We start from the raw sequence: 25,908 nt of genomic DNA, 5'->3' as shown, positions 1-25,908 counted from the left end.
CACAAAAAAGCCCGCAGCGATGCGGGCTTTTTTGTGGGTGACGCTTAGGCCTTGCGTGCCTCGTGCATGCGCGCCAGTTGGCGCTCCAGCATCGATGGATACGGCTCCATCAGACGCTCCACACAGCTGGCACCTTCAGGGCTCGCAATCGGGCGAATACGCGCACGCTGGCGGATGGTCGGGTCTTCGCTGATCTTGCGCTCCACCAGCAGCAAATTGCGGCTGTGCTGCGACAGCGCCAAGGCGTCCTGCGCGGTTTCGGTCAGCAGCAGATCGATCTGGTTCATGCCATGCAGGCCTTCGCCCAGTGTCAGGCCCAGCTGCAGTTGCAGGGTGATGCCGCTGTCGGCGACTTCGATCTGCAACGCATGGCTCAACGCACGCAGCAACTCGCCGCAGCAGATCGCATTGGTCAGGTAGTCATCGCCGCTGTCCTGGGTGCTGAAAACCATCAGCGAACTGCCGTCGTTCAGGGTGTGCAGCTCGCTGTCGTAGAGCGAAGCGGCCTGATCGATGCAGTCTCGGTAGCGCTCGAGCAGCTCGGTCAGGCGCGTTCGCGGCAGACGGCGCAACTGCTCCTGTGAACCCAGCTGTACCGCCAGCACGGCGCTGTATTGCGGTTGCGACGGCACGACCGGAAGGATCGGACGCGAGGCGGGTTTTGGCGTGGCGGGAGAGTGATCACGAAGGTCCGCAAACGGATCCTCCTCATCTTCTTCATCTTCCTCGGCAGCGATACGTCGTGCCGGAATCACTGTGGCGCGGGGTTTGGGTGTGTCGTCGAAGTCAGGGTCGCTCAGGTCGCTGCTGTCGAACTCCGGCGAAGCGTCTTCCTCGTCCTCGACCTGTGCAGGCTCGGGAATGGGCGCCGGTTCCGGTTCTGGCGGCGCGTACGAAGTCTTCAACTGACGCGCCAGATCGCCGATCTCATCCTGACGATCAGTGGCCGGCGTGTACGGATCGATGTAGCGCAACCACATGCGCAGTTGCAGCATTGGCGTGGAAATATGCCGCCCAAGGCGCAGGCTCAAGGCCAACGCGAGTGCCAGCAGGATACCGGCCAGAATCGCCATGCTCTGCAAGCTGATGGTCAGCGGCTGTTGGAACTGGGCCATGTCCAGGCTGATGCGCAGCGTGCCGGCGACCACGTCCTGAAAGGTGATCTTGATCTCGTAGAGACCTTCAGCCTCGCCCAGCAAGCCGTTTTTCGGACGCTGTCCGGCTTCGGCAAGAATGCGGTTGTCGGGGCTATAAATAGCCGCGTGGGCCACCAGCGGGTTTTTCACCAGGTTGCCCAGCAGCACATTGAGGCTGAGGATGTCGTTGGACACCAGCAGTTCGGTGGCGGACGTGGCGGTCTGCGTGGTCAGGGCTTGCCCCAGTGCGTCAGCCTGCTCGTGCATGGCTTGCTTGAATTGCAAACCCATGACGCAGGCGTAGATCACCAGAGCCAGCGCGACGAGGATCACGTTGTGGCTGGCGATACGCAAAGCAATCGGTACACGTCGATGACGCAATGCCCGGAAGATTAGCACGAAGAAATTATCGGTTTTTACAGGCGTGGGCCGGTTCACTGAGCACGGCTCTCTTGGTGAAGTTGGGGCGCAGTATAGCGAGCGACCCTGTGGCGGCAAAGCGCTGGCTGTGCCCGGCGGTCACTGAAAGTGCGTAGAATGCGGTTTTTTTCAACTGCGGGGGTGCGCCTTGCGCGAAATCGTCCTGATAAACATCACCGGTGAAGACCGTCCGGGCCTCACTGCGGCCATCACCGGTGTGCTGGCCCAAGGCGGCGTGAACATTCTCGACATCGGTCAGGCGGTGATTCACGACGCGCTGTCGTTCGGCCTTCTGGTCGAGATTCCCGACACAGAAGCAGGCGCGGCCGTGCGCCAGAACGTGCAGGCGACAGTCGACCAGTTGGGGCAGCACGTGCGTTTCACTGACGTGTCCGAAGCTGACTATCAGCACTGGGTCGACGGACAGGGCAAGGCGCGGCACATCGTGACGCTGTTGACGCGCAAGGTCACCGCCGAGCAGTTGCAAACGGTGAGTGCGATCACTGCCAAATATGGCTTGAACATCGACCGCATCGATCGCCTTTCCGGGCGCATGCCGCTCGACATGCCCACCGAGAAGAGTAAAGGCTGCATCGAGTTTTCCGTGCGCGGCGAGCCGGTCGATCCTCAGCAGATGCAGGCTGAATTCCTCCATGTTGCCCAAGAGCTGAACGTCGATATCGCGTTCCAGCAGGACTCACTGTTCCGCCGCAACCGTCGTCTGGCGGTGTTCGACATGGACTCCACGCTGATCGAAGCCGAGGTCATCGACGAATTGGCCAAAGCCCACGGCGTCGGCGAGCGCGTGTCGGAGATCACCGAGCGCGCCATGCGTGGCGAACTGGACTTCCGCGCCAGCTTCAAAGAGCGGCTTGCGCTGCTTCAAGGTCTGGATGTGAAGGTGCTGGATGAGATCGGCGCTTCGCTGCGTTTGACGGAAGGCGCCGAAACGCTGTTTGCCGAACTCAAGCGGCTGGGCTACAAGACGGCGATCCTGTCGGGCGGCTTTACGTATTTTGCGCGTCAGCTGCAGGCCAAACTGGGCATTGACTACATCTTCGCCAACGAGCTGGAAGTGGTGGACGGCAAGTGCACGGGTAACGCGATCGAGCCAATCGTCGACGCCCAACGCAAGGCCGATCTGCTGCGCGAACTCGCCAGCAAGGAAGGGTTGAGTCTGGAGCAGACCATTGCAGTGGGCGACGGCGCCAACGACCTGCCGATGCTAGCCATCGCCGGCCTGGGTGTGGCGTTCCGCGCCAAACCGCTGGTCAAGCAGTCGGCGAAGCAGGCCATCTCGACGCTGGGTCTGGATGGCGTACTGTATTTGCTGGGGTTCCGCGACCGGGAAGGGCGCAGCGCTTAACACGCATGGACGTTGAGGCATCTGCAACGGATGCCTCAATGGCTCAGAGCACTGTCCACAGCGAGTCGAATTCCTGCTCCGGGCCGTCGTCGTCTGGCGTCGCAGCCTTTTTCGGTCCTTCAATAATCTGATATTCAAACTGGTTGTAGCTGCCCGTCGTCGCCCGACGATTGCTCAGGCTCGCGCGTCGCTGTTCGCCGCTGGTATTGATCAGCACCTTGGAACCGTCCTCGAACGGCAGGCGCGGAGCGATGACCGTCGCGGGTACGTCAATCGCACGAACTTCCGGCAGCAGCAGGGCGCGCAGAAACTGACTGCTCTGTTCGGCGCGCGTGAGCTGCATGCCGCATGCCTGGGCAAAGGGCGCGATCAGTTCGACGCCCATCTGCATGCCGCCGCCGCGGACCTGCCGCACCCAGCGCACCACTGCGATGCTCCAGCCGTGACCGTGGTCCTGGATGCCAATCATCTCGCCGGCCTGCAACTGGTCCGGCACTTCTTTCGGCCAGGCCAGGCAGTAGCCGCCCGGGCTGTGATTGACAATGTGCAGCGCGTATGTGGGGAAGCTCTTTTGCCCGTCGGACGCCGCATTGGTTTCAGCGTCGTCACGTTTGTATTCGATTTCCTCGAACGGCAGCATGCTGTTCGAGGTGCCATCGCGTTGCGCGTCTGCAGTCTGCGCCCACGGATCATGCTTGACCGGCTTCAAAGGCTGCAGCGTGTAGTCGACGACTCTGGACAGCGTCGACATTTGCAGCAGGTCGCTGAAGGACTGCTGACCGCCGACATAATAATGCAGAGCGCTCATGCCCACGCAGACGGTCAGGGTGCCTTGCCCCGGGGTGCGCTGAAACGCACGTTCCGACACGTCGCCCCACGCGGCTGCCAGGTGCTGCAGGACGTCGATGGACAAACCCGCCGGCACTTTCAGGGCTGACTTCGAACGTTCTTCAACCGGTGTTTCGGTGTAGCGCTCCAGGGCAGCCGACAAACCACGGGGGTCGATGCCGAGCAAATTTGGCCGCTGATCTTCATCGTACAGCGCGGCATAGCGTGGCGCTGTGTCCGTACCTGGAGACACCGCGTACAGGCTGTTGCTGTCCAGCGGCTGCTGCAGGGTGACCATCGCGCTCCACGCATCCAGCGCTTCGGCGAGTTTGCCGATGTTGTGCTGGCGCATCTGATTGCAGCGCGAACACCCCATCAGCAGCGCAACGATGTATGTCTGTTCAACGCTCATCGCCTGAGTGTTGTGGGCGAGGCTGTCGGCAACCGGCACGTTCTGCAATTGATGCTGGCGGGCGATCTGATAAATCTGATGCATCTCCAGCCACAAGCCGTCCTGCACCGGGCAGTAAAGTTGGTTGGCGCGGATAAGCGGGCCGTTCAGGCAGCTGAGCGCACGCTGAAGGGCGGTGGTCAGCAGGCCGATGCGGTCTTTTCCGAGCTTGACCGCGACCCGCGCGATGATCTGTTTGTAACCAATGGCCAAGTGGTTTTGCAGGGCCTGGCACAGGTTGGCAACCTTGCGCGGACGCTCTTCGAGAACAACCGACTGGTTCAGGAAGTGACGCTCCAGATGCTTGCACACGAAAAAGACTTCCGGGCGAAGCAATTCGAGGAGCTGCATGCGGTTGTCGCTTGGGGTGAGCAACTGGTTCAGCTCGCCCAGCCCCTGATAGAGCTGGCGCGCCATTTCGCCGAGATTGGCCTTGGGCAGGGTGGCGATCCAGCGCTTCATGTCTTTGGGCGTCGCGTCACAGAACGACAGGCTCGACTGCGTCGGCACAGGTGCGCGCAACAACAGTGGGAGACTTAAATTACTCATGTGACAGGCAAACTCCGACAACTACAGGCCTGAACGGCGGCGTCCAACTCCGGGGCAAGCACCCTCGCCGGGCGAAAAGAGCACGTTTACGTCCATTGACAGCGACGTTTCCTACAGCGCTGACAACTGGACTCTAGCAGCATCCTGCAACGTCGCAGCCTGGGCCCAGGGTCATGCGGCCTGGCTCAACCATCCCTGACGAAGCGTAATGCTGCGCGACGCCTTGGTGCCGTTAGCGCCAGAAAAACAGCATCACGCTCTCAGGGGACTAGATTACGCAAGAATCAGGCCTGCAATTGCAAAGCGAGGCCCTGACCCATTTGCACCGGCGAACCGGCCGCCAGCAGTTCGGACCATTTCACCTGATTTGGGCCAAACAGCACGATGGCCGTGGAGCCCAGCTTGAACCGACCCAGCTCGGCGCCTTTTTCCAGATGAATGGGGGCGCGCGCGGCTTCGTCGTAACGGAAAGTCTTGAGCTCGCGCTTGGGCGGCGTCACCAGACCTGCCCAGACGGTTTCGATCGAGGCGACGATCATGGCGCCCACCAGCACGACGGCCATCGGACCGCGCTCGGTATCGAAGAGGCAAACAACGCGCTCGTTACGGGCGAACAGCTCCGGCACGTTTTCCGCCGTGGTCTGGTTCACCGAGAACAGCCGGCCCGGTACGTAAACCATTTCGCGCAGGGTGCCGGCGAGCGGCATGTGAACGCGGTGATAGTCCTTCGGCGACAGGTAAACGGTCGCGAACTCGCCACCCATGAACGGCGCGGACAGGCGCGCATCGCCGCCCAACAGTTCAAGCACGCTGTAGCTGTGGCCTTTGGCCTGGAAAATCCGGCCGTGTTCGATTGGGCCCAGTTGACTGACCGCGCCGTCGGCAGGGGAAAGAATCGCGCCCGGGGCTGGGTCCAGTGGACGCGCGCCCGGCTTGAGGGCGCGGGTGAAGAAGTCATTGAAGTGCGCGTACCCGGTGATGTCCTCGACCTGAGCCTGGGACATGTCGACCTGATAGCGGCGCGCGAACCATTGAGTGAAGGCATTTTTGAACCAGCGCACGCGGCATTCGGCCACACAGCCTGCCAGTTGCGACAGCAGATGGTGGGGAAGCAGATACTGGAAAAGGATAAACAGACGCTGTTTCATCAAGATTCCTAAAAACGTTGAAAGAGGGGAATGCGGATCGACGCCCTGTCGGGCCGATTTCAAGTCTCGACCGGGGTGTCCGGGTGGTTGCCCCATTCGCCCCAGGAGCCGGCGTAGCCCTTGACCCTCGGGTAACCCAGCGCCTTGGCCACCAGATAGGTGAAGCCCGAGCGATGATGGGTCTGGCAGTGGGTAATGATTTCTTTCTCCGGAGTGATGCCCAAGTCTTCAAGGATCTTCGGCATGTCCTTGCGGATGCGCAGGTGGCGCGCCTGATCCATGCCGGCGGTCCATTCGAAGTTCACGGCGCCGGGAATGTGACCTCCCTTCGCAGCGACGACTTTTTCGCCGGAGTACTCGGTCGGCGCGCGCGCGTCCCAGATCGCCAGGTCAGCAGCGCCCAGGCGGCTTTGCAGGTATTCGCGGGTGGCCGTGGGCTCGTCGTGCAGAGTCAGCGAAACCGGACCGCCAACGGCTTTCGGCACCTCAGTCGACAGCGGCAGGCCTTCGGCTTGCCAGGCGAGCAGGCCACCGTCGATATAGTGATACTTTTTGTGTCCGATGACGTCGAGCAGCCAGATGAACCGGCCGGCCCAGCCGCCGCCTTCGTCGTCATACACCACGTATACCGCGTCGGGGTTGTGGCCCAGTTCGCCGAACAGCGCTTCCAGTTGCGTGTGCGAGGGCAGCAGCCCCGGCGCTGGCGGCAGGCCCAGTTGCGTACGCTTCGGATCGACGAATCGCGCGCCGGGAAGGTGGCCGGCCTCGTAGCGGGCCGGGCTGGTCAGGTCGACCAGAATGAGCTCTGGCGCGCTGAGGCGTGCTTGCAGGTCTGCGGGCTCGATGACCAGCGGCAAGCTTGAAAAGGCAGACATCTAGCGTCTCCGGATCGCGAAAAGGTTGCGAATTGTAGCTCAGCCGTCAGCCATTGCGATGGCTAAAGGCAGTAAGCGCTTTCTCGATGCACTGACCGGTTTTTCCGAAAGCCTGGACGGACATCTCGGAAAACGGGCCACCGCCCTGATCGGCCATCACCATCATCACCACGCGTCCGTTGCTGGCCAGTGAGCGGATCAGCAGGTTCTCGCCGCTGAACAAATTGCGCAGTTGTGGCGGCAGCAGCGCCGAAAACTGAGCGTTGTTGGCCGGCGTCAGGCGTAATTGCGTGGGCTGGGCGAGCAGGCGTTGCAGCACGGTGCTGTCTTTGTAAGGCACCAGCAACGCCGCGGCCGACTTGTCCACACCCGCAATCTGATGCACACGCAGGCTGTCGGTCTTGCGATCGGTCATCAGCAACACCACCCGCTGCATGCCCGCCGCTACCAGAGCGTCCCGGGCGCAGGTGGTCAGGTGTATCGCGTTGATGAAAATGCCGGGCTCTTTCAACAGATCCGCGCAATGCTTGCGCCACAGTTGCAGGGCGTCGGGCGAGGGTGGCGGGGCGGGCAGCAAGCCTTTATGTATCCTTCGCGCATGCCACGGCCAGAGCAACGCCTGCGCGGGGTGCCACATATCCGGGCCGGAATGCTGGCGAGCGCTGGCGGCCGCGCTCTGGTGAACCTGCTGCTGGAGATCATCCAGTGGCTGCTGCAGATACAGGCTGGTCAGCAGCTGCCAGCGCAGGTTGTGCGGCGTGTCCCAAGCCTGGTGCGCCGACAGCGCAAGACCGTTGGCCAGCAGGATGGTATTGGCAGGCTGGTTGAGCCAGCGGCGCAGCGGCAAGTCGGCGTCGAGTTGCTGTTGCTGCTTGACCGGGTCGTCGTTGCTGTGGGCGATGCGCAGCACTCTCACCAGATTGCGTTGCTGGGAGGTCAGCAGTGCGTAGCCCTGGGTCACCCAGATCGGCAGGCGCCAGTGCTGTGCCAGGGCCTGACACAGATGCACCAAGCGCACGCCAAACAGAGCGTTTTCCACAGCCTTCGCGCACTCTCCTTTGTGGATAACCCGCAACTCCCACTCTTCCAGCAGCTTGGGATGCGCCAGCGCCATCGGCCAGAGCGGCGACAGAAACAGCAGGCTGCCCAGATGGATGTCTTGCCACAGCCGCGCCAGTTGATTGGCGAACAGGCCGTAAGCCTGCTGCATGGCGTGCTGACTGATCAGCTGTAGCTGACGGAGCGCCACCGGGATATCCCGTGCATCGACACTGGGCAGTCGCGCCAACAGCGCTTCGGTGCGCGCCAGGCCCAATCGGTTGATGGCGACTTCAAGGCTCTCCGCAGGCTGGGCGGTGGCGGGGCTGTGCAGGTTGGCGTCACGCAAAACGTTGAGCACCAGCGCCGGGCTGTCCTGCATGAGATCGGCAATATCGCGCAGCGAGCGGCGGCTGTCGGTCAATGCTGCCTGCACGCGCTGATGCGCCACCCCGGGCACCGGCAGGGCGATGCCGTCGAGTTGTTTTATCCATTGATCCAGGGTGCGCGGGACAGGTAGCGAAGAAGCTTTATCTGATTGCATTCACAACACCCGTACGGCTGGGAGGTTAGATCGATGTCGGATACTGGCATCATGCTGGCCCTCGTGGCGCAACGTCCGTTGCGACGCACCGGTCAGCATTTTCCTGTGATCTGACTATAGTCTGGCGCATTCATGCCGATAAGCAGGACAAGAGTTTCAAGCGCTTCTCGCACAATGACCATGAACCCGACTCAGTAAGTATTTTCTACCTATGGCAAAAATTATCGGCATCATCGTCGTTTTCGCGAGCGTTCTCGGCGGATACGTACTGTCCCACGGTCAGATCGCAGCGTTGATCCAGCCTTTCGAGGTCATGATCATCGGCGGTGCGGCGCTGGGTGCATTCCTGCAAGCCAACCCGGGCTATATGACCATGCTGGTCATCAAGAAGTCCTTGAAGATGTTCAGCACCCGGTTCACCCATGGCTATTACCTCGAAGTGCTGGGCCTGGTCTACGAGATCCTCAACAAGAGCCGTCGCGAAGGCATGATGGCCATCGAAGGCGACATCGAGGAGCCCGAGAACAGCCCGATTTTCGCCAAATACCCTGGCGTGCTCAAAGACACCCGCATGATCGCTTTCATCTGCGATTACCTGCGCATCATGTCTTCCGGCAACATGGCGCCCCACGAGTTGGAAGGCTTGTTCGACATGGAATTGCTGAGCATGAAAGAAGAGCTCGAGCATCCTTCCCACGCCGTGACCGGTGTCGCCGATGCCATGCCAGGTTTCGGTATCGTTGCTGCGGTACTGGGTATCGTGGTGACCATGGCCTCCCTGGGCTCCGGCGACAAAGCGGCGATCGGCATGCACGTCGGCGCGGCGCTGGTCGGTACCTTCTTCGGTATTCTCGCGGCGTACGGTTTCTTCGGCCCGTTGGCCACTTCCCTGGCCCACGATGCCAAGGAAGAAATGAACGTCTATGAATCGATCAAAGCTTCCCTCGTAGCGTCCGCGTCCGGCGTGCCGCCTTCGCTGGCCGTAGAGTTCGGTCGCAAGGTTCTGTATCCGGCCCATCGCCCCAGCTTCAGCGAGCTGGAACAAGCTGTCCGCGGTCGTTGATCCATGGAAAATAATCAGCCGATCATCATAAAGCGCGTCAAGCGCTATGGCGGAGGGCATCACGGCGGCGCCTGGAAAATCGCATTTGCCGACTTCGCGACGGCGATGATGGCGTTCTTCCTGGTGCTGTGGCTGATGTCGTCTGCCACGCCGGAGCAACTGCTCGCCATCGCCGGTTACTTCAAGGACCCGGTCGGGTTTTCCGACAGCGGCTCGCCCTACGTCATTGACCTGGGCGGTTCGCCGGAAATGTCCCCGGACCAGACGCTGAACCCGGAGGTGCAATCCACGCCTTCGCCGGATCGTGTGCCGGTCGACGCGGATCAGCAGGACGCCGCCGCCGAGCAGGTCGAGCAGGACCGTCTGGAAATGTTGCTGCAAGAGTTGCAGAACAAGATCAACGAGAATCCGCAACTGGCGAAGTTCAAGGACCAGATTCTGTTCGAGATCACCCAGGACGGCTTGCGTATCCAGATCACGGACGCCGAAAACCGCCCGATGTTCGACATCGGCAGTGCGAAGCTCAAACCGTATTTCGAAGACATCTTGCTGGCGATGGCCGACACCATCAAAGCAGTGCCGAACAAAGTCAGCATCAGTGGTCACACCGACGCGACCCCTTTTGTCGGCAACAACGGCTTCGGCAACTGGGAGCTGTCGTCCGGTCGAGCGAACGCTGCTCGTCGTGCGCTGCTCGCGGGTGGGTATCCGGATCAGCAGGTGGCGCGCGTGGTGGGTTATGCGTCTTCGGCACTGTACGACAAAGAGCACCCGCAAAATCCGATCAACCGTCGCATCGACATTGTGGTGATGACCAAGAAAGCGCAGCAGCGGATCGAAGGCGCGCAGAATTCAGGCGAAGCACCGCAAACCCCGGATGCGCCTGGAGCCGCTGCGCCATTGCCGGCACCTGGCGCTACCGCACCGGCCAATCAGCCGGGGGCGTCAATTTCCACACCGGCAGTTGATCCCCAGGCTTATGCCCAACCCCACGAGATTCGGCAGAAGCTGAACATCTTCGATCAGGGCCAGCTTAAGATCGACGAAACCAAGAACTGATGCCTGTGTAGCAGACGCAAAAACGCCGCGATGATCGCGGCGTTTTTGTTTGCGCAGTTCAAGCGCTGGGATCGCAGTCAGTAGGACCGGCTTCAGCCGTGAAGGCCTAAATCGAATTGACCACTACCGCTGAATCAATAACTGCTTTCCGGCAAGCTGGCGATGATCGAGCGATAGCTGTTCATGCGCTGTTGCTGCACGCGGCCGTCTGCAAGGCCCTGCAACAACGCACAACCGGGTTCGCGGTCGTGTTTGCAGTCGCGGAAGCGGCATCGGCCGAGCAGATCGTTGAACTCGATGAAGCCCGCTTCGACGTCGGCACGGCTGACGTGGCCCAGGCCGAATTCACGAATGCCCGGTGAGTCGATCAGGTCGCCGCCGCGCGGGAAGTGGAACAGGCGCGCGGTGGTCGTGGTGTGCGTGCCTTGGCCCGAATACTCCGACAACGGCCCGACGCGGGTGCCGACTTCCGGCAGCAGGCTGTTGACCAGCGAGGATTTGCCGACGCCAGACTGGCCGACGAACACACTGATGTGGCCATCCAGCTGGTCCTGCAATTGCTGCATGCCGTCGCCGTGGTGGGCCGACACTTCCAGCACCGGGTAACCCAGCGTGCGATAAACGGCCAGCAGCGCATTGAGCGCCGGGGCGTTCTGATCGTCGATCAAGTCAAACTTGTTCAACAGCAACAGCGGGCGAATCCCCGCGTGCTCGGCAGCCACCAGGTAACGATCGATCAGATTGGCATGGGGTTCGGGCATCGGTGCGAACACGATGACGATCAGGTCAACGTTGGCGGCGACCGGCTTGAGCTGGCCCCGGCTGTCCGGGCGGCTCAGTTCTGTATCGCGGGGCAGTTGCGCAACGATCACGCCGATGCCCTGATTGCCCGCGCGCCACACGACACGGTCGCCGGTGACCAGCGCCGGCAGGTTGGCGCGCAAGTGGCAGCGGAAAACCTGACCCTGCAGCTCGCCTTCCTGCGCTTCGACTTCTACCTGCACGCCAAAGTGCGCGATGACAAGGCCCGTTTGCTCGGGACCGAGATCGCCGCCTTCCAGCGTTTCGAGAGCGGTTGATTCACGTTTGGCGGCACGCGCGGCGCGTTCGCCCTGAATCTTTTCGATGCGCCAGTTCTGGCGGCGGTTGAGTTGGCGTTTGGCCATGGGTGTTCAGTGTTCCGTTTGAAGACGCATAAAGGTGCTGATTTGATAAAGCGCGGGCGAGTCTAGCACGCCCGGGTGGGCTAAACTGCGCGCCAACGCTGAGGAGCCGACATATGCAGAACAAACAGAATCTTATCTGGATCGACCTGGAAATGACCGGTCTGGACCCTGATAACGACGTCATCATCGAGATGGCAACCATCATCACTGACAGCGAGCTCAACACCCTGGCCGAAGGCCCGGTCATCGCGGTGCATCAGAGCGATGAGCTGCTGAACGGCATGGACGAATGGAACACCCGCCAGCACGGCGGTTCCGGCCTGACCCAGCGCGTGCGCGAAAGCAAAATCTCCAACGACGAAGCCGAGGCCATGACGCTTGAGTTCATCAAGCAGTGGGTGCCAGAACGCAGCTCGCCCATCTGCGGCAACAGCATCTGCCAGGACCGTCGCTTCCTGTACAAGCGCATGCCGACGCTGGAAAACTATTTCCACTACCGCAACCTCGACGTCTCGACCCTCAAGGAACTGGCTGCACGCTGGTCCCCTGACCTCAAGTTCAAGAAGGGCAGCACGCACCTTGCGCTGGACGATATCCGTGAGTCGATCGCCGAGCTGCGTTTCTACCGCGAGCACTTCATCAAGTCGTGATAGCAGGGCGCCGACGGCCAATCGCAGTCGTCTGGAGAGAGCGCTAAACCAAACGCTCTCTTTTGGTGCCCCGATCGAGTGGTTAGACTGCGCCCCTTTTTCGCAGGGACTGCCGCCATGTTGTTGATGCTCTACCTGATCGCCATTACGGCCGAAGCCATGACCGGCGCGCTGTCCGCAGGCCGTCGCGGCATGGACTGGTTCGGTGTGGTGCTGATCGCCTGCATCACGGCGCTGGGCGGCGGTTCGGTTCGCGACGTGCTGCTGGGGCATTACCCGCTGACGTGGGTCAAGCACCCGGAATACCTGATCCTTACCAGCATTGCAGCGCTGGTGACCATCTTCATCGCACCGCTGATGCGCCATCTGCGCTCGCTGTTTCTGGTGCTCGATGCACTGGGATTGGTGGCGTTTACCCTGATCGGCTGCATGACCGCGCTGGACATGGGCTTGAGCATGACCGTTGCCGCCGTGAGCGGGGTGATCACCGGCGTGTTTGGGGGAATCCTGCGGGACATTTTCTGCAACGACATCCCCCTGATCTTCCGTCGCGAGCTGTATGCCAGCGTATCGTTCGCCGCCGCGTGGTGCTTTTTGCTGTGCCAGTACGCCGGATTGCCGGTGGAGCAGGGCACGCTGATCACGCTGTTTGGCGGATTGTTACTGCGGCTGCTGGCGATCAAGTTTCGCTGGGAAATGCCGAAGTTTGTTTACAAGGACGGGCACTGAACCGGCGCGTAATTACAACAAGCGCCCTGGGGCCCTGGCTTCATGCTGCCCCAACGCCCATTCCACATGCTCGCGCACCATCTCTGACGGATGCTCCCGCCGCGCTTTCAGCGCTTCGATCACGGGGATGGTAGACGGCGCGTTACCCAGCCCCACGGCCAGATTTCTCAACCACCGCTCATACCCGGCGCGCCGCAACGGTGAGCCTTCGGTGTTGCTCAGGAAGGTGGTCTCATCCCACAAAAACAGCGTGGTCAATTCGGCGTTATCAAGGCCGTGACGGGGTTTGAAGTCCGTTTGATCGGTCGGCCGTGCGAAGCGATTCCACGGGCAGACGATCTGGCAGTCATCGCAGCCGAACACTCGATTGCCGATCAACGCACGCAAGTCTTCGGGGATCGACGTCTTCAGCTCGATGGTCAGGTAGGAAATACACTTTCGCGCATCCAGCACGTAGGGTCCGACGAAGGCGTTGGTCGGACACACGTCCAGGCAGGCCGTGCAGCGCCCGCAATGCTCGGTGGCGTGTGGGGCGTCTACCGGCAGCGGCAGGTCGACGAACAGCTCGCTGAGAAAGAAATAACTGCCGGCCTTGCGATTGAGCACCAGAGTGTTCTTGCCGATCCAGCCCAGCCCGGCCTGCTCGGCAATGGCCTTCTCCAGCACCGGCGCGCTGTCGACGAACGCGCGAAACCCGAATGGCCCGATCGCCTGTTGAATGCGCTCCGCCAGTTGCTGCACGCGCTTGCGGATCAGCTTGTGGTAATCACGCCCCAGCGCGTACCGCGAGACGTAGGCTTTCTCGGGCTGCCCCAGCAACTGAGCCATCTGCGTATCGCCGGGCAGATAGTCCATGCGCAACGACACCACGCGCAGCGTTCCTGGCACCAGCTCGTCCGGATGCGAACGTTTGCTGCCATGCGCTGCCATATAGTCCATCTCGCCGTGGTACCCGGCGTCGAGCCAGCGCTCCAGGTGCTGCTCGTGCTCGGCCAGGTCCAGCCCCGAGATTCCGACTTGCTGAAAGCCGAGCTCTCGCCCCCAACCCTTGATCGATTGGGTAAGGTCGGTCAGCCCGGCTGCCGTTAGAGGCACTGGAGCTGTGGATGGGTCTACAGTTATCGCGGACATGCAAAGAGGACACCGGGGCGCAGGTGCGTATAATTCTGCCAGACATCGGAGCCCAAAGACGCATGTTGCACAGCAAACCCCCATTTCCCGACGCACTGTACAGCGCCGCTCAGGTGCGCGACCTCGACGCACGCCTGATTGCTGCCGGCACGCCCGGCTTTGAGCTGATGCAGCGCGCTGCCCATGCTGCATGGCGGGCAATACGTCGTCGATGGCCCGAGGGCAGGCAGCTGACAGTGATGACCGGTCGCGGCAACAACGCCGGCGACGGCTACCTCGTGGCTGCGCTGGCCCGGCGTGCCGGCTGGCACGTTCACGTGCTGGCTGTGGGTGACTGCGCAGCGCTGGGCGGCGACGCTCGATCCGCTTATGAAGAAGCGGTTGCCGCCAAGGTCGATATTCAGCCCTGGCAACAGCAGGCGCTGGCCGGCATCGTTGTCGACGCGCTGCTGGGCACAGGGCTGACGGGGGACGTGCGCGATCTTTACGCGGCGGCCATTGAAGCCATCAACGACAGTGGATTTCCCGTAGTGGCCGTCGATCTCCCTTCAGGGCTCTGCGCCGACACCGGCCAAACACTGGGCGTCGCCGTCCGCGCCGATCTGACCGTCACCTTCATTGGCCTCAAGGTCGGGCTGTTCACTGGCGATGCGCCCGAACTGGTCGGCGAGCTGGTGTTCGATGACTTGCAGGCGGACGCCGAGATCATTCGGCAAACTTCCGTCAGCGTCAAACGGCTGGACACCTTCAATCTGCCCACCCTGGCGCCTCGCTCACGCATCGCACACAAGGGCATGTTTGGTCGCGTGCTGGTGGTGGGCGGAGATCGAGGTTTCGGCGGCGCAGCATTGCTCGCCACCGAAAGCACGCTGCGCACCGGCGCCGGCATGGTCACGCTGGCCACGCGGCCGGAACATATCAGCGCCGCGCTGACGCGATTCCCTGAAGTGATGAGCGCCGGCATCAGCTCGGCCAACCAGCTCCTCGCCTTGATTGAGCCCGCGTCGGTGCTGGTGGTGGGTCCGGGGCTCGGCCAGCACAGTTGGGGAAAAAGCCTGTTGTCTGCGGCCGCGAACGCGCCGTTGCCGCAGGTCTGGGATGCCGACGCGCTGAACGAGCTGGCGACCGGTGCCGTGCAATTGCCCGAGGGCAGCGTGATCACCCCGCATCCTGGCGAAGCCGCGCGCCTGCTGGGCACCGACACGAAACACATTCAAGCCGATCGTCCGGCTGCGGCGCGTGCGCTGGCCAGGAAATTCAATGCTGTATGCGTTTTAAAAGGCAGCGGCAGCCTGATCGCCAACCCGGCAGGTGACCTCTCACTGGCCGATCACGGCCATCCGGCGATGGCGACCGGCGGGCTGGGCGATGTCTTGTCCGGTGTCATCGGCGCGCTGATGGCGCAAAAGATGAGCGCATATGACGCTGCTTGTCTGGGCGTCTGGCTGCACGCCTTCGCTGGTGAGTTATGCGGCGCCGGCGGGCGAGGGCTGGCTGCCGCTGATCTGATTCCTGTTATTCGCCAGCTTCTGAAGGAGCACCAACCTTGTCTGAGTTAACCCTGGCGCTCATGGGTGAAGAGGCCATGACCCACTTCGGCGCACGTATTGCCCAAGTGACTGAAAGCAATGGGATTATTTTTCTGGTGGGCGATCTGGGGGCGGGCAAGACCACGCTGTCCCGAGGGATCATTCGCGGCCTGGGGCATACCGGCGCGGTAAAAAGTCCGACGTTTACGCTGGTAGAACCTTACGAAATTGGTAGAAACCGCGCGTATCACTTTGATCTCTACCGACTTGTTGATCCAGAAGAGCTAGAATTCCTCGGCATCCGGGACTATTTCGAAGGCGATGCCCTTTGTCTTATCGAATGGCCCAATCTTGGTGCAGGCTTTTTGCCAAAGCCTGACCTGATCATTACCATAAGGCCGCTCGACGAAGGTCGAGCGTTGACGTTGAGCCCAAAAAGCTCGCGTGGCGAGATGTGGTGTGCCGCTTTGGCGCCTTCGTTTAAATAGACATTCAATAGATATGGGGTTTGGTATGCGCATGCGCGCGCTGGTTACTGTGATAGGACTGCTGCTGGCGACACTGGCTGTCGACGCGTTGGCCGCTTCACAGGTACGAAGTGTCCGCTTATGGCGTGCCCCGGATAACACGCGGCTGGTTTTCGACCTGTCTGGCCCTGTTCAGCACAGTGTCTTCACGCTGCAGTCCCCTGACCGTCTGGTCATCGACATCAACGGCGCCACCCTGGGTGGGCCGCTGAACGTGCCGACGGCCAACACGCCGATCACCAGCATGCGCTCGGCGCAACGCACGCCTGACGACCTGCGCGTGGTCATCGACCTGAAGAAGGCCGTGACGCCGAAGAGCTTCACCCTCGCGCCGAACCAGCAATACGGCAACCGTCTGGTGGTCGACCTGTACGACAACGCCGCCGATGCCAATCCGCCGCCGTCGGTTGCCGATACCCCGGCCACCACCGCGCCTGCGACGCCCGCAGTGGTGCCGGTCAGCCCGTCCAAGCCTGAAATCAAGCTTACCCCTGTGCCCAACGGCAAGCGCGACATCGTTGTCGTCATTGATGCCGGTCACGGCGGAGAAGATCCGGGTGCGTCCGGCGGTCGCGGTGAGAAAGAAAAGAACGTCGTGCTCGCGATTGCCAAGGAGCTTCAGCGCCAGATCAACGGCGAAAAGGGCTACCGCGCCGAGCTGACCCGTACGGGCGACTACTTCATCCCGCTGCGTAAGCGCACGGAAATTGCCCGCGCCAAAGGTGCTGATCTGTTCGTGTCCATTCATGCCGACGCGGCGCCTTCTTCGGCGGCCTTCGGCGCTTCGGTGTTTGCCCTGTCGGAACGCGGCGCGACCTCCGAAACAGCACGCTGGCTGGCGGACAGTGAAAACCGTTCCGACTTGATCGGTGGCGCCGGGGCCGTGAGTCTCGATGACAAAGACCGCATGCTCGCGGGTGTGCTGCTCGATTTGTCGATGACCGCATCACTGACTTCAAGCCTGAACGTCGGCCAGAAGGTCCTGACCAACATCGGCCGCGTAACCTCGCTGCACAAGTCCCGCGTCGAGCAGGCCGGCTTCATGGTGCTGAAGTCGCCGGACATTCCGTCGATTCTGGTCGAGACCGGCTTCATCTCCAACGCGGCCGAAGCGAACAAGCTGCAAGGCACCAGCCACCAGCAGGCCCTGGCGCGCTCCATCACGGCGGGCGTGAAGCAGTTCTTCCAGCAGAATCCGCCGCAAGGCACGTACATCGCCTGGCTGCGGGATAACGGCAAGCTGGCCATGGGCGCACGCGAGCATACGGTGCGTCCCGGCGAGTCGTTGAGCATGATCGCGGCGCGCTACGACATGACCATGCCGATGCTTCGTACCGCCAATCATCTGAGCTCTGACGAGCTGAAAGTCGGGCAGGAGCTGAGAATCCCCAGCGCAGAACTGGCAGGTGAGCCGTGACTGACCTGCTGCTCGGTGACCAAGAACTGGATGTCAGCGTAAGCCCCGATCTACCGGCGGCCCAGGCTGCGCGTATCCAGTTGCTGAGCCCGCGGCTCGCCAACCAGATTGCTGCGGGCGAGGTCGTCGAGCGCCCGGCTTCGGTGATCAAGGAACTGCTCGAAAACAGCCTTGATTCCGGCGCGCGCCGTATTGATGTCGACGTCGAGCAAGCCGGCATCAAACTGTTGCGGGTTCGCGACGACGGCGGCGGCATCTCCTCGGATGATCTGCCCCTGGCACTGGCCCGACATGCCACCAGCAAGATCCGCGACCTGGAAGACCTTGAGCGAGTCATGAGCCTTGGCTTCCGGGGCGAAGCGCTGGCGTCGATCAGTTCCGTGGCGCGCCTGACGTTGACGTCTCGCACGCGCGACGCCGATCAGGCCTGGCAGGTCGAGACCGAAGGCCGCGACATGGCTTCCCGTGTTCAGCCCGCTGCGCATCCCGTCGGCACCTCCGTGGAAGTGCGTGACCTTTTTTTCAACACCCCTGCGCGGCGCAAGTTTCTTAAAGCCGAGAAAACCGAGTTCGATCACCTCCAGGAGGTAATCAAGCGCATGGCGCTGGCTCGGTTCGATGTGGCCTTTCATTTGCGCCATAACGGCAAGACTGTCCTGAGCCTGCATGAAGCCCACGATGACGTCGCGCGCGCGCGTCGGGTTTCGGCTATTTGCGGCCCCGGGTTTCTGGAGCAGGCGCTGCCGATCGAGGTCGAGCGCAACGGTTTGAGGTTGTGGGGATGGGTGGGGCTGCCGACGTTCTCGCGCAGTCAGGCCGATCTGCAGTATTTCTTCGTCAATGGCCGTGCAGTGCGCGACAAACTGGTTGCCCACGCTGTGCGTCAGGCTTACCGCGACGTGCTGTTCAACGGCCGGCATCCGACCTTCGTGCTGTTTTTCGAAGTCGATCCGGCGGTCGTCGACGTCAACGTCCACCCGACCAAGCACGAAGTGCGGTTCCGCGACGGGCGCATGGTTCACGATTTCCTCTACGGCACGCTGCATCGCGCCCTCGGCGATGTACGACCTGAAGATCAGCTCGCGGGCACCACCTCGGTTACCGCGCTGGTGCGTCCAAGCGGGCCGGATGCCGGCGAGTTCGGGCCCCAGGGCGAAATGCGCCTGGCCAATAACGTGCTCGAAACGCCACAAGGTCAGGCGTGGAATCCGCCGGCCGGATCCGCGCCAGGCTCTGGCAGTGGTGCGGGTTACCAGTATCAGTACACGCCGCGGCCGTCGTCGGTGCTTCCGGCTGAAGAGGCGCGTGCCGCTTACAGCGAATTCTTTGCCCCTCTGCCCGGCGTGCAGGCGTCGGCGAGCGCAGGCAGCGTGTCGCTTCCCGAATCCCAGGGCGATGTTCCGCCACTGGGTTATGCACTCGCTCAGCTCAAGGGCATTTATATCCTCGCGGAAAACGCCCACGGCCTGGTGCTGGTGGACATGCACGCGGCCCATGAGCGAATCATGTACGAGCGCTTGAAGATCGCCATGGCCAGCGAAGGCCTGAGCGGTCAGCCGCTGCTGGTGCCGGAGTCCATTGCGGTCAGCCAGCGCGAAGCCGACTGCGCCGAGGAACACATGGTCACCTTCCAGCAGCTGGGCTTCGAGTTGCAGCGCCTTGGACCGGAGACTCTCGCTATCCGGCAGATCCCCGCGCTGCTTAAACAGGCTGAGGCGAATCGACTGGTGCACGACGTGCTGGGCGATCTGATGGAGTACGGCACCAGCGATCGCGTTCAGGCGCACATGAATGAGCTGCTCGGCACCATGGCGTGCCACGGTGCGATCCGCGCCAATCGCCGGCTGGCCATCCCGGAAATGAACGGGCTGCTGCGTGACATGGAAAACACCGAGCGCAGCGGTCAATGCAACCATGGACGGCCCACCTGGACCCAGCTGGGTCTGGATGATCTGGACAAACTATTCCTGCGCGGTCGCTGATGAGTGCTCTTCCTCCGGCCATCTTTCTGATGGGGCCGACCGCCGCCGGGAAAACCGATCTCGCCATCGAGCTGACCAAAGTGCTTCCGTGTGAGCTGATCAGCGTGGATTCCGCGCTGGTGTACCGCGGCATGGACATCGGCACTGCCAAGCCATCAAAAGCGCTGCTGGAGACGTGTCCGCACCGTCTCATCGATATCCTCGACCCGAGCCAGAGCTACTCTGCGGCGGATTTTCGAACCGATGCCTTGCACGCCATGGCGGAAATTACCGCCCGGGGAAAAATTCCCCTGCTGGTGGGCGGCACGATGTTGTATTTCAAAGCTCTACTGGAGGGCCTGGCCGATATGCCTGCGGCTGACGCCGAGATTCGTGCGCAGATTGAGGCGCAAGCGGCCAGTCAGGGCTGGCAGTCGTTGCATGATGAGCTGGCGAGCATCGATCCGGTGTCGGCGGCGAGAATTCACCCCAACGATCCCCAGCGGCTGGTTCGCGCGCTGGAAGTCTTTCGGGTCAGCGGCATGAGCATGACCGCGCACCGGGAACAACAAAGTGCGCAAAGTGCTCAAGCGAGCGCTTCGGGGCGTCATCAATTGCCCTATACTGTCGCAAATCTCGCGATCGCACCGACGGATCGCAAGGTGCTCCACGACCGAATTGCTGTGCGTTTCAGGCAAATGCTTGATGAAGGATTCGTTGAAGAAGTCGTAGCGCTACGTTCGAGGGGTGATCTGAACTCGAATTTACCGTCTATAAGAGCTGTAGGGTATCGCCAGGTCTGGGATCATCTGGACGGCAAGCTGACTCGGGACCAGATGCAGGAGCGCGGCATCATTGCCACGCGCCAGCTGGCCAAGAGGCAGTTCACCTGGTTACGCAGCTGGCAGAATTTGCACTGGTTGGACAGCCTGGCTTGCGACAATCTGCCACGCGCCTTGAAATACCTGGGGTCGGTCTCCATATTGAGCTGAGTCCTTGCAATAGCCGTCTATCCTTGGGGGATAGCCTTCGGGAGGTAGCGGCCCAAGCCAATGTTTTCGAATTTATTCTATTGATCCTTAAAGGAGTGCGGCACATGTCAAAAGGGCATTCGCTACAAGACCCTTACCTGAACACTTTGCGTAAAGAGAAGGTTGGGGTTTCGATCTATCTGGTAAACGGTATCAAGCTGCAAGGCACTATCGAATCTTTTGACCAGTTCGTTATTTTGCTGAAGAACACTGTCAGCCAAATGGTCTACAAACACGCCATCTCGACTGTCGTTCCCGTCCGCCCGATTCGTCTGCCTAGCGCTACCGAATCCGAGCAGGCTGACGCCGAGCCAGGTAACGCCTGATAGGAGTCTGCTTTGTTCTTTGAGCGCCACAGTGGTGGTGAGCGGGCGATCCTCGTTCACTTGGATGGTCAGGACCCTGAGGCGCGCGAAGATCCGCAGGAGTTCAGGGAGCTGGCGCTGTCGGCCGGCGCCGACATTGTCTCGTTCGTCAACGTGCCAAGGCATCGGCCAACGGCAAAGTATCTGGTAGGCAGCGGCAAGGTCGAGGAATTGCGCGACCTGGTCAAAACCGAAAAGTCAGATATCGTCATCTTCAATCATGTCCTTACACCCAGTCAGGAACGTAACCTCGAACGTGTTTTCGAGTGTCGCGTGCTTGACCGTACGGGCCTGATTCTCGACATCTTCGCCCAACGGGCGCGCACCCATGAAGGCAAGCTGCAGGTCGAACTGGCCCAGCTTGAGCACATGAGTACGCGGCTGGTCCGTGGCTGGACTCACCTTGAGCGTCAGGGTGGCGGTATCGGTCTGCGCGGTCCGGGTGAAACCCAGCTCGAAACGGACCGGCGCCTGTTGCGTGTGCGCCTGCGTCAGATCAAGGGCCGGCTTGAAAAAGTTCGCAGTCAGCGTGATCAGGCCCGTCGTGGCCGGTCCCGCGCCGACATCCCTACGGTTTCGATCGTCGGCTATACCAACGCCGGCAAGTCAACGCTGTTCAATGCGGTGACCGACTCCGACGTCTACGCGGCCGATCAGCTGTTCGCGACCCTTGATCCGACCCTGCGCCGCCTTGAAGTCAAAGACCTTGGGCCGATTGTGCTGGCTGATACGGTGGGTTTCATCCGTCATTTGCCGCACAAGCTGGTCGAGGCCTTTCGGGCTACGCTCGAAGAGTCGAGCAACTCCGATCTGCTGCTGCATGTGATTGACGCTCATGAGCCCGATCGCCTTGAGCAGATCGAGCAGGTCATGGTGGTGCTGGGCGAGATTGGGGCCCAGGACTTGCCGATGCTTGAGGTGTATAACAAACTCGATCTGCTCGAAGGGGTTGAGCCGCAGATCCAGCGCGATGCCGATGGCAAGCCGCAGCGGGTCTGGGTTTCTGCCCGTGATGGACGCGGTCTGGACTTGCTCAAGCAAGCCATTGCCGAAGTGTTGGGCAATGACCTCTTCGTGGGGACGCTGCGCCTCACGCAGGAGTTCGCCCGGTTGCGTGCCCAGTTTTTCAACCTGGGTGCGGTGCAGAGCGAAGAGCACGACGAAGAAGGTCAGAGTCTTTTGGCTGTTCGGTTACCCCGAGTTGAATTCAATCGCCTGGTGAGTCGCGAAGGACTACAGCCGCTGGAATTCATCGAGCAACACACTTTGCAATAAAAGCCTGACAAAGCGGTTGTACCGCTTCGACGGGCATTCTGTAGCATTGGTCGGCGCGCCGTGGGCGCGTCTTTGCTTTATCAGATGGAGAGCGCTATGGCTTGGAATGAGCCGGGTGGCAACTCGAATAATCAGGATCCTTGGGGTGGTAAGCGCAAGGGCGGCGACCGCAAGGGGCCACCGGATCTCGACGAGGCCTTCCGTAAGCTGCAGGAAAGCCTGAATGGGTTGTTCGGTGGTGGCAAGAAACGCAGTGGCGATGGCGGCGGCAGCGGCGGTGGATCGAGCAAGGGCGGTGGCCTCGGCCTGCTCGGCATCGGTCTGGTCGTGCTGCTCGCCATCTGGCTGTACAACGCAATCTATGTGGTCGACGAGCAGGAGCAGGCTGTTGTGCTGCGCTTCGGCAAGTACTATGAAACCGTCGGGCCGGGTCTGAATATCTATTTCCCGCCGTTTGATCGCAAGTACCTCGAAAACGTGACGCGTGAACGTGCGTACAGCAAGCAGGGCCAGATGCTCACCGAAGACGAGAACATCGTCGAAGTGCCGCTGACCGTGCAGTACAAGATCACCAATCTGCAGGATTTTGTGCTGAACGTTGATCAGCCTGAAGTCAGCCTGCAGCATGCGACCGAAAGTGCCTTGCGTCATGTGGTGGGTTCGACCGCCATGGACCAGGTGCTGACTGAAGGTCGTGAGTTGATGGCCAGCGAAATCAAGGAGCGGCTGCAACGCTTCCTCGATACCTATCGCACCGGCATCACCGTGACTCAGGTCAACGTGCAGAGCGCTGCGGCGCCGCGCGAAGTCCAGGAAGCGTTCGATGACGTGATCCGCGCCCGTGAAGACGAACAGCGCTCACGTAACCAGGCTGAAACCTACGCCAACGGTGTGATCCCGGAAGCGCGCGGTCAGGCTCAGCGTATTGTCGAAGACGCCAACGGCTATCGCGATGAAGTGGTTTCTCGGGCCAAGGGTGAGGCGGATCGTTTTACCAAGCTGGTCGCCGAGTACCGCAAGGCACCGGAAGTCACGCGTGAACGTCTGTATCTGGACACCATGCAGGAAGTCTTCAGCAACACCAGCAAGGTACTTGTGACCGGCGACAAAGGTCAGAACAACCTGCTTTATCTGCCGTTGGACAAAATGATCGATAGCAGCCGTAACGGTTCCAGCTCGTCTGCCACGGGCGGCGCTGCTGCTGCACCGGCAGATCCGGGCTCACGGGCAGCGGACATGCAACAGCAACGTGACACGCGCACTAGGGAGACTCGCTGATGAGCAATAAATCTCTGGTTGCCCTGATTGTCTGCGTCGTGTTGGCCGTGGTCGCATGGAACAGCTTCTACATCGTCGCTCAGACCGAGCGCGCGGTGCTGCTGCAATTCGGTCGCGTGGTTCAGGCGGATGTTTCGCCAGGCCTGCACGTGAAGATTCCTTACGTGAATCAGGTGCGCAAGTTCGATGGTCGCTTGATGACCCTCGATGCGCCGACTCAGCGTTTCCTGACGCTGGAAAAGAAAGCCGTGATGGTCGATGCCTACGCCAAATGGCGCGTGAAGGACGCTGAGCGTTTCTACACCGCGACATCCGGCCTGAAGCAGATCGCCGATGAGCGTCTCTCCCGTCGTCTCGAATCCGGTCTGCGTGACCAGTTCGGCAAGCGCACGCTGCACGAGGTGGTTTCGGGTGAGCGTGACGCACTGATGGCTGACATCACTGCGTCTCTGAACACCATGGCCGGCAAAGAGCTGGGCATCGAAGTTGTCGATGTTCGAGTCAAGGCCATCGACCTGCCGAAGGAAGTGAACCGCAGCGTGTTCGAGCGTATGAGCACCGAGCGTGAGCGTGAGGCCCGTGAGCACCGCGCCAAGGGTAACGAGCTGGCGGAAGGCATCCGTGCCGACGCCGATCGTCAGCGCCGCGTTCTGTTGGCTGAAGCGTATCGGGAGTCTGAAGAGGCACGCGGTGATGGTGATGCTCAAGCGGCTGCGATCTACTCCAAGGCCTACGGTCAGGATCAGGAGTTCTACGCGTTTTACCGTAGCCTGCGCGCCTACCGTGAAAGCTTCGCCAACAAAAGCGACGTGATGGTGCTGGACCCAAGCAGCGAGTTCTTCCGCTATTTGCAAAAAGCCAAGCCGTAATCGCATCAGCACCTGATCACTCCGCCGGGCGGCAAAACTGCCCGTCGGGGTGATCGCGCGACAAAACGTGTGTATGATGCGGCAGCCGGGAAATTCCCGGCTTTTTTGCGTCTGCACGATTGATTGGCCGTGGCGTGTTCCGTGCGCGGCAGTTTTTTCGAGGACGGTGTTCGCGATAGTGCGGCGCATCGGGCAGGGGACATTCCCTTGCCCTGCGTCCGCAGAATGCTGTCTGCTTCACTCAAGGCTTGCCCAAGGGCCGGCCGCCCGGATCATAGGGGAAAGGCGTAATGGCAACGGTTGACCGCTGGCTGCTGCCGGATGGCATCGAAGAAGTACTGCCGCCGGAAGCTGCGCGTATTGAAGTCGCGCGTCGTCAGGTGCTGGATCTGTTTCAGAGCTGGGGCTACGAATTTGTCGTGACCCCGCACATCGAATACCTCGAATCACTGCTCACCGGTGCGGGCCAGGATCTGGATCTGCGCACCTTCAAAGTGGTCGACCCGCAATCGGGCCGGCAGATGGGTTTCCGCGCGGACATCACGCCACAGGTCGCCCGCATCGACGCCCACACCCTGCGTCGCGAAGGCCCAAGCCGCCTCTGCTACGCCGGCAGCGTGCTGCATGCCCAGCCGCGTGCGTTGTCGTCCTCGCGCAGCCCGATCCAGTTGGGTGCCGAGCTGTACGGCGACGCGAGCCCGAGCAGTGACGTCGAAGTCATCAGCCTCATGCTGGCGATGCTGCAATTGGCGGATGTGCCAGACGTCCATATGGACCTGGGGCACGTCGGGATTTACCGCGGTCTTGCCCGCGCTGCCGGATTGTCCGGCGAAGTCGAGCAACAGCTGTTTGATGCACTCCAGCGCAAAGCCATCGACGAGGTCATTGGATTGACCGAAGGTCTGCCGGCCGACCTGGCCAGCATGTTGCGTGCTCTGGTGGATCTGTGTGGCGACCGTACGGTATTGGCGCAGGCCCGCGACCGTCTGGCGAATGCGCCGGCGGCGGTCATTGAAGCGCTGGATGATCTGCAGGAAATCGCCGAACGTCTCTCGGCCCGATTCCCTGAGCTACCGTTGTACTTTGACCTTGGCGAATTGCGCGGCTACCACTACCACACTGGCGTGGTGTTTGCGGTCTTCGTCCCGGGTGTTGGCCAGTCGATCGCCCAGGGCGGTCGGTACGATGACATTGGTGCCGACTTCGGTCGCGCGCGCCCGGCGACGGGTTTTTCCACCGATTTGAAAACCCTGGTGACACGCGGCCAGGCGCAGATCGAGCTACCGTCTGGCGGTATCTGGATGCCGGACAGCACTGATGCGGCGCTGTGGCAAACGGTCTGCCAGTTGCGTGCTGAAGGTCAGCGTGTGGTTCAGGCGTTGCCAGGCCAACCGGTTTCAGCAGCGCTAGACGCCGACTGTGATCGGCAATTGATTCAGCAAGGCGAGCGTTGGCAGGTAATGCCGCTGGCCTCTTGAGTTTCCCCGCCGGCCGCTGCCGGCA

Annotated in this window: 21 protein-coding genes and 2 pseudogenes; 15 read left to right on the top strand and 8 right to left on the bottom strand. The window is 61.3% G+C overall.

The genetic code is table 11. The features are described from left to right. Positions 1–44: 44 nt before the first annotated feature. Both M1E04_RS22195 and M1E04_RS22190 read right to left on the bottom strand, forming a co-directional pair. A pseudogene (locus tag M1E04_RS22195) lies at positions 45–749 on the bottom strand (histidine kinase); the annotation flags it as partial. A 102-nt stretch (positions 750–851) separates the two neighbouring features. After that, a pseudogene (locus M1E04_RS22190) lies at positions 852–1,574 on the bottom strand (AhpA/YtjB family protein); the annotation flags it as partial. Positions 1,575–1,704: 130 nt separating this feature from the next. Here M1E04_RS22190 and serB point away from each other — a divergent pair. Further along, the gene (gene serB / locus M1E04_RS22185; protein WP_065987818.1) at positions 1,705–2,922 is read left to right on the top strand and encodes a phosphoserine phosphatase SerB; all 1,218 of its coding nucleotides are present in this window, start codon (positions 1,705–1,707) and stop codon (positions 2,920–2,922) included. Between the two features lie 43 nt (positions 2,923–2,965). Here the strand turns inward: serB and M1E04_RS22180 are convergent, their stop codons facing one another. From M1E04_RS22180 to M1E04_RS22165, 4 genes are all read right to left on the bottom strand, one after another. After that, positions 2,966–4,750 carry a molecular chaperone gene (locus tag M1E04_RS22180; protein ID WP_369319092.1) on the bottom strand — a complete coding sequence of 595 codons (1,785 nt, stop codon included), beginning with the start codon at positions 4,748–4,750 and terminating at the stop codon, positions 2,966–2,968. A gap of 284 nt (positions 4,751–5,034) precedes the next feature. Further along, the gene (gene asd, locus M1E04_RS22175; protein WP_456293228.1) at positions 5,035–5,904 is read right to left on the bottom strand and encodes an archaetidylserine decarboxylase; all 870 of its coding nucleotides are present in this window, start codon (positions 5,902–5,904) and stop codon (positions 5,035–5,037) included. Positions 5,905–5,957: 53 nt separating this feature from the next. Beyond that, the gene (locus M1E04_RS22170; RefSeq protein WP_296315038.1) at positions 5,958–6,773 is read right to left on the bottom strand and encodes a rhodanese-like domain-containing protein; all 816 of its coding nucleotides are present in this window, start codon (positions 6,771–6,773) and stop codon (positions 5,958–5,960) included. A gap of 46 nt (positions 6,774–6,819) precedes the next feature. Then, positions 6,820–8,355, bottom strand: coding sequence for an HDOD domain-containing protein (locus M1E04_RS22165; protein WP_456292049.1), 1,536 nt, complete (start codon positions 8,353–8,355; stop codon positions 6,820–6,822). A gap of 211 nt (positions 8,356–8,566) precedes the next feature. On the opposite strand from M1E04_RS22165, the gene motA reads away from it, so the two are divergent. Together motA and motB are read left to right on the top strand one after the other, a co-directional pair. Beyond that, the gene (gene motA, locus M1E04_RS22160; RefSeq protein WP_037015764.1) at positions 8,567–9,418 is read left to right on the top strand and encodes a flagellar motor stator protein MotA; all 852 of its coding nucleotides are present in this window, start codon (positions 8,567–8,569) and stop codon (positions 9,416–9,418) included. 3 nt (positions 9,419–9,421) lie between these two features. Then, complete coding sequence (motB, locus tag M1E04_RS22155; RefSeq protein WP_065987813.1) at positions 9,422–10,477, top strand: flagellar motor protein MotB; 1,056 nt, start codon at positions 9,422–9,424, stop codon at positions 10,475–10,477. A gap of 134 nt (positions 10,478–10,611) precedes the next feature. Here the strand turns inward: motB and rsgA are convergent, their stop codons facing one another. Further along, positions 10,612–11,643, bottom strand: coding sequence for a small ribosomal subunit biogenesis GTPase RsgA (gene rsgA / locus M1E04_RS22150; protein WP_192171099.1), 1,032 nt, complete (start codon positions 11,641–11,643; stop codon positions 10,612–10,614). 113 nt (positions 11,644–11,756) lie between these two features. Between rsgA and orn the strand changes: the two genes are divergently transcribed. Beyond that, positions 11,757–12,293 (top strand): oligoribonuclease, encoded by a 537-nt coding sequence (gene orn / locus M1E04_RS22145; RefSeq protein ID WP_065987811.1) that lies wholly within the window; start codon positions 11,757–11,759, stop codon positions 12,291–12,293. A 117-nt stretch (positions 12,294–12,410) separates the two neighbouring features. Further along, positions 12,411–13,022, top strand: coding sequence for a trimeric intracellular cation channel family protein (locus M1E04_RS22140; RefSeq protein ID WP_065987810.1), 612 nt, complete (start codon positions 12,411–12,413; stop codon positions 13,020–13,022). A gap of 12 nt (positions 13,023–13,034) precedes the next feature. Here the strand turns inward: M1E04_RS22140 and queG are convergent, their stop codons facing one another. Beyond that, positions 13,035–14,153, bottom strand: a complete 1,119-nt coding sequence (gene queG / locus M1E04_RS22135) for a tRNA epoxyqueuosine(34) reductase QueG (protein ID WP_456292048.1) — start codon at positions 14,151–14,153, stop codon at positions 13,035–13,037. Between the two features lie 62 nt (positions 14,154–14,215). On the opposite strand from queG, the gene M1E04_RS22130 reads away from it, so the two are divergent. From M1E04_RS22130 to M1E04_RS22085, 10 genes are all read left to right on the top strand, one after another. Beyond that, on the top strand, positions 14,216–15,712 hold the full coding sequence (locus M1E04_RS22130) for an NAD(P)H-hydrate dehydratase (protein ID WP_456293227.1): 1,497 nt from the start codon (positions 14,216–14,218) through the stop codon (positions 15,710–15,712). Further along, positions 15,700–16,170, top strand: coding sequence for a tRNA (adenosine(37)-N6)-threonylcarbamoyltransferase complex ATPase subunit type 1 TsaE (gene tsaE / locus M1E04_RS22125; protein WP_456292047.1), 471 nt, complete (start codon positions 15,700–15,702; stop codon positions 16,168–16,170). Before M1E04_RS22130 ends, tsaE begins: the two co-directional genes overlap by 13 nt. Before the next feature lie 13 nt (positions 16,171–16,183). Beyond that, positions 16,184–17,626 carry an N-acetylmuramoyl-L-alanine amidase gene (locus M1E04_RS22120; protein ID WP_208600739.1) on the top strand — a complete coding sequence of 481 codons (1,443 nt, stop codon included), beginning with the start codon at positions 16,184–16,186 and terminating at the stop codon, positions 17,624–17,626. A gap of 26 nt (positions 17,627–17,652) precedes the next feature. Continuing rightward, a complete protein-coding gene (gene mutL / locus M1E04_RS22115) occupies positions 17,653–19,608 on the top strand; it encodes a DNA mismatch repair endonuclease MutL (protein WP_296308692.1) in 1,956 nt (651 codons plus the stop codon). After that, entirely contained in the window at positions 19,608–20,579 is a 972-nt protein-coding gene (gene miaA, locus M1E04_RS22110; RefSeq protein ID WP_296308683.1) for a tRNA (adenosine(37)-N6)-dimethylallyltransferase MiaA, read from the top strand. Before mutL ends, miaA begins: the two co-directional genes overlap by 1 nt. A gap of 104 nt (positions 20,580–20,683) precedes the next feature. Next, positions 20,684–20,944 carry an RNA chaperone Hfq gene (gene hfq / locus M1E04_RS22105; protein WP_019691505.1) on the top strand — a complete coding sequence of 87 codons (261 nt, stop codon included), beginning with the start codon at positions 20,684–20,686 and terminating at the stop codon, positions 20,942–20,944. Between the two features lie 12 nt (positions 20,945–20,956). Beyond that, positions 20,957–22,258: a ribosome rescue GTPase HflX gene (gene hflX, locus M1E04_RS22100; RefSeq protein WP_065987803.1), complete on the top strand. Its 1,302-nt coding sequence runs from the start codon at positions 20,957–20,959 to the stop codon at positions 22,256–22,258. A gap of 96 nt (positions 22,259–22,354) precedes the next feature. After that, a complete protein-coding gene (hflK, locus tag M1E04_RS22095; RefSeq protein WP_065987802.1) occupies positions 22,355–23,536 on the top strand; it encodes an FtsH protease activity modulator HflK in 1,182 nt (393 codons plus the stop codon). Continuing rightward, complete coding sequence (gene hflC / locus M1E04_RS22090) at positions 23,536–24,405, top strand: protease modulator HflC (RefSeq protein ID WP_065987801.1); 870 nt, start codon at positions 23,536–23,538, stop codon at positions 24,403–24,405. The genes hflK and hflC overlap by 1 nt, the downstream gene beginning before the upstream one ends. 290 nt (positions 24,406–24,695) lie before the next feature. Next, entirely contained in the window at positions 24,696–25,883 is a 1,188-nt protein-coding gene (locus M1E04_RS22085) for an ATP phosphoribosyltransferase regulatory subunit (protein ID WP_410929706.1), read from the top strand. Positions 25,884–25,908: the final 25 nt, after the last annotated feature.

The organism is Pseudomonas sp. AK106 (assembly GCF_053903055.1).
The sequence above is the reverse complement of the archived record's forward strand: the minus strand, read 5'-3'. Positions and strand labels throughout refer to the sequence as shown.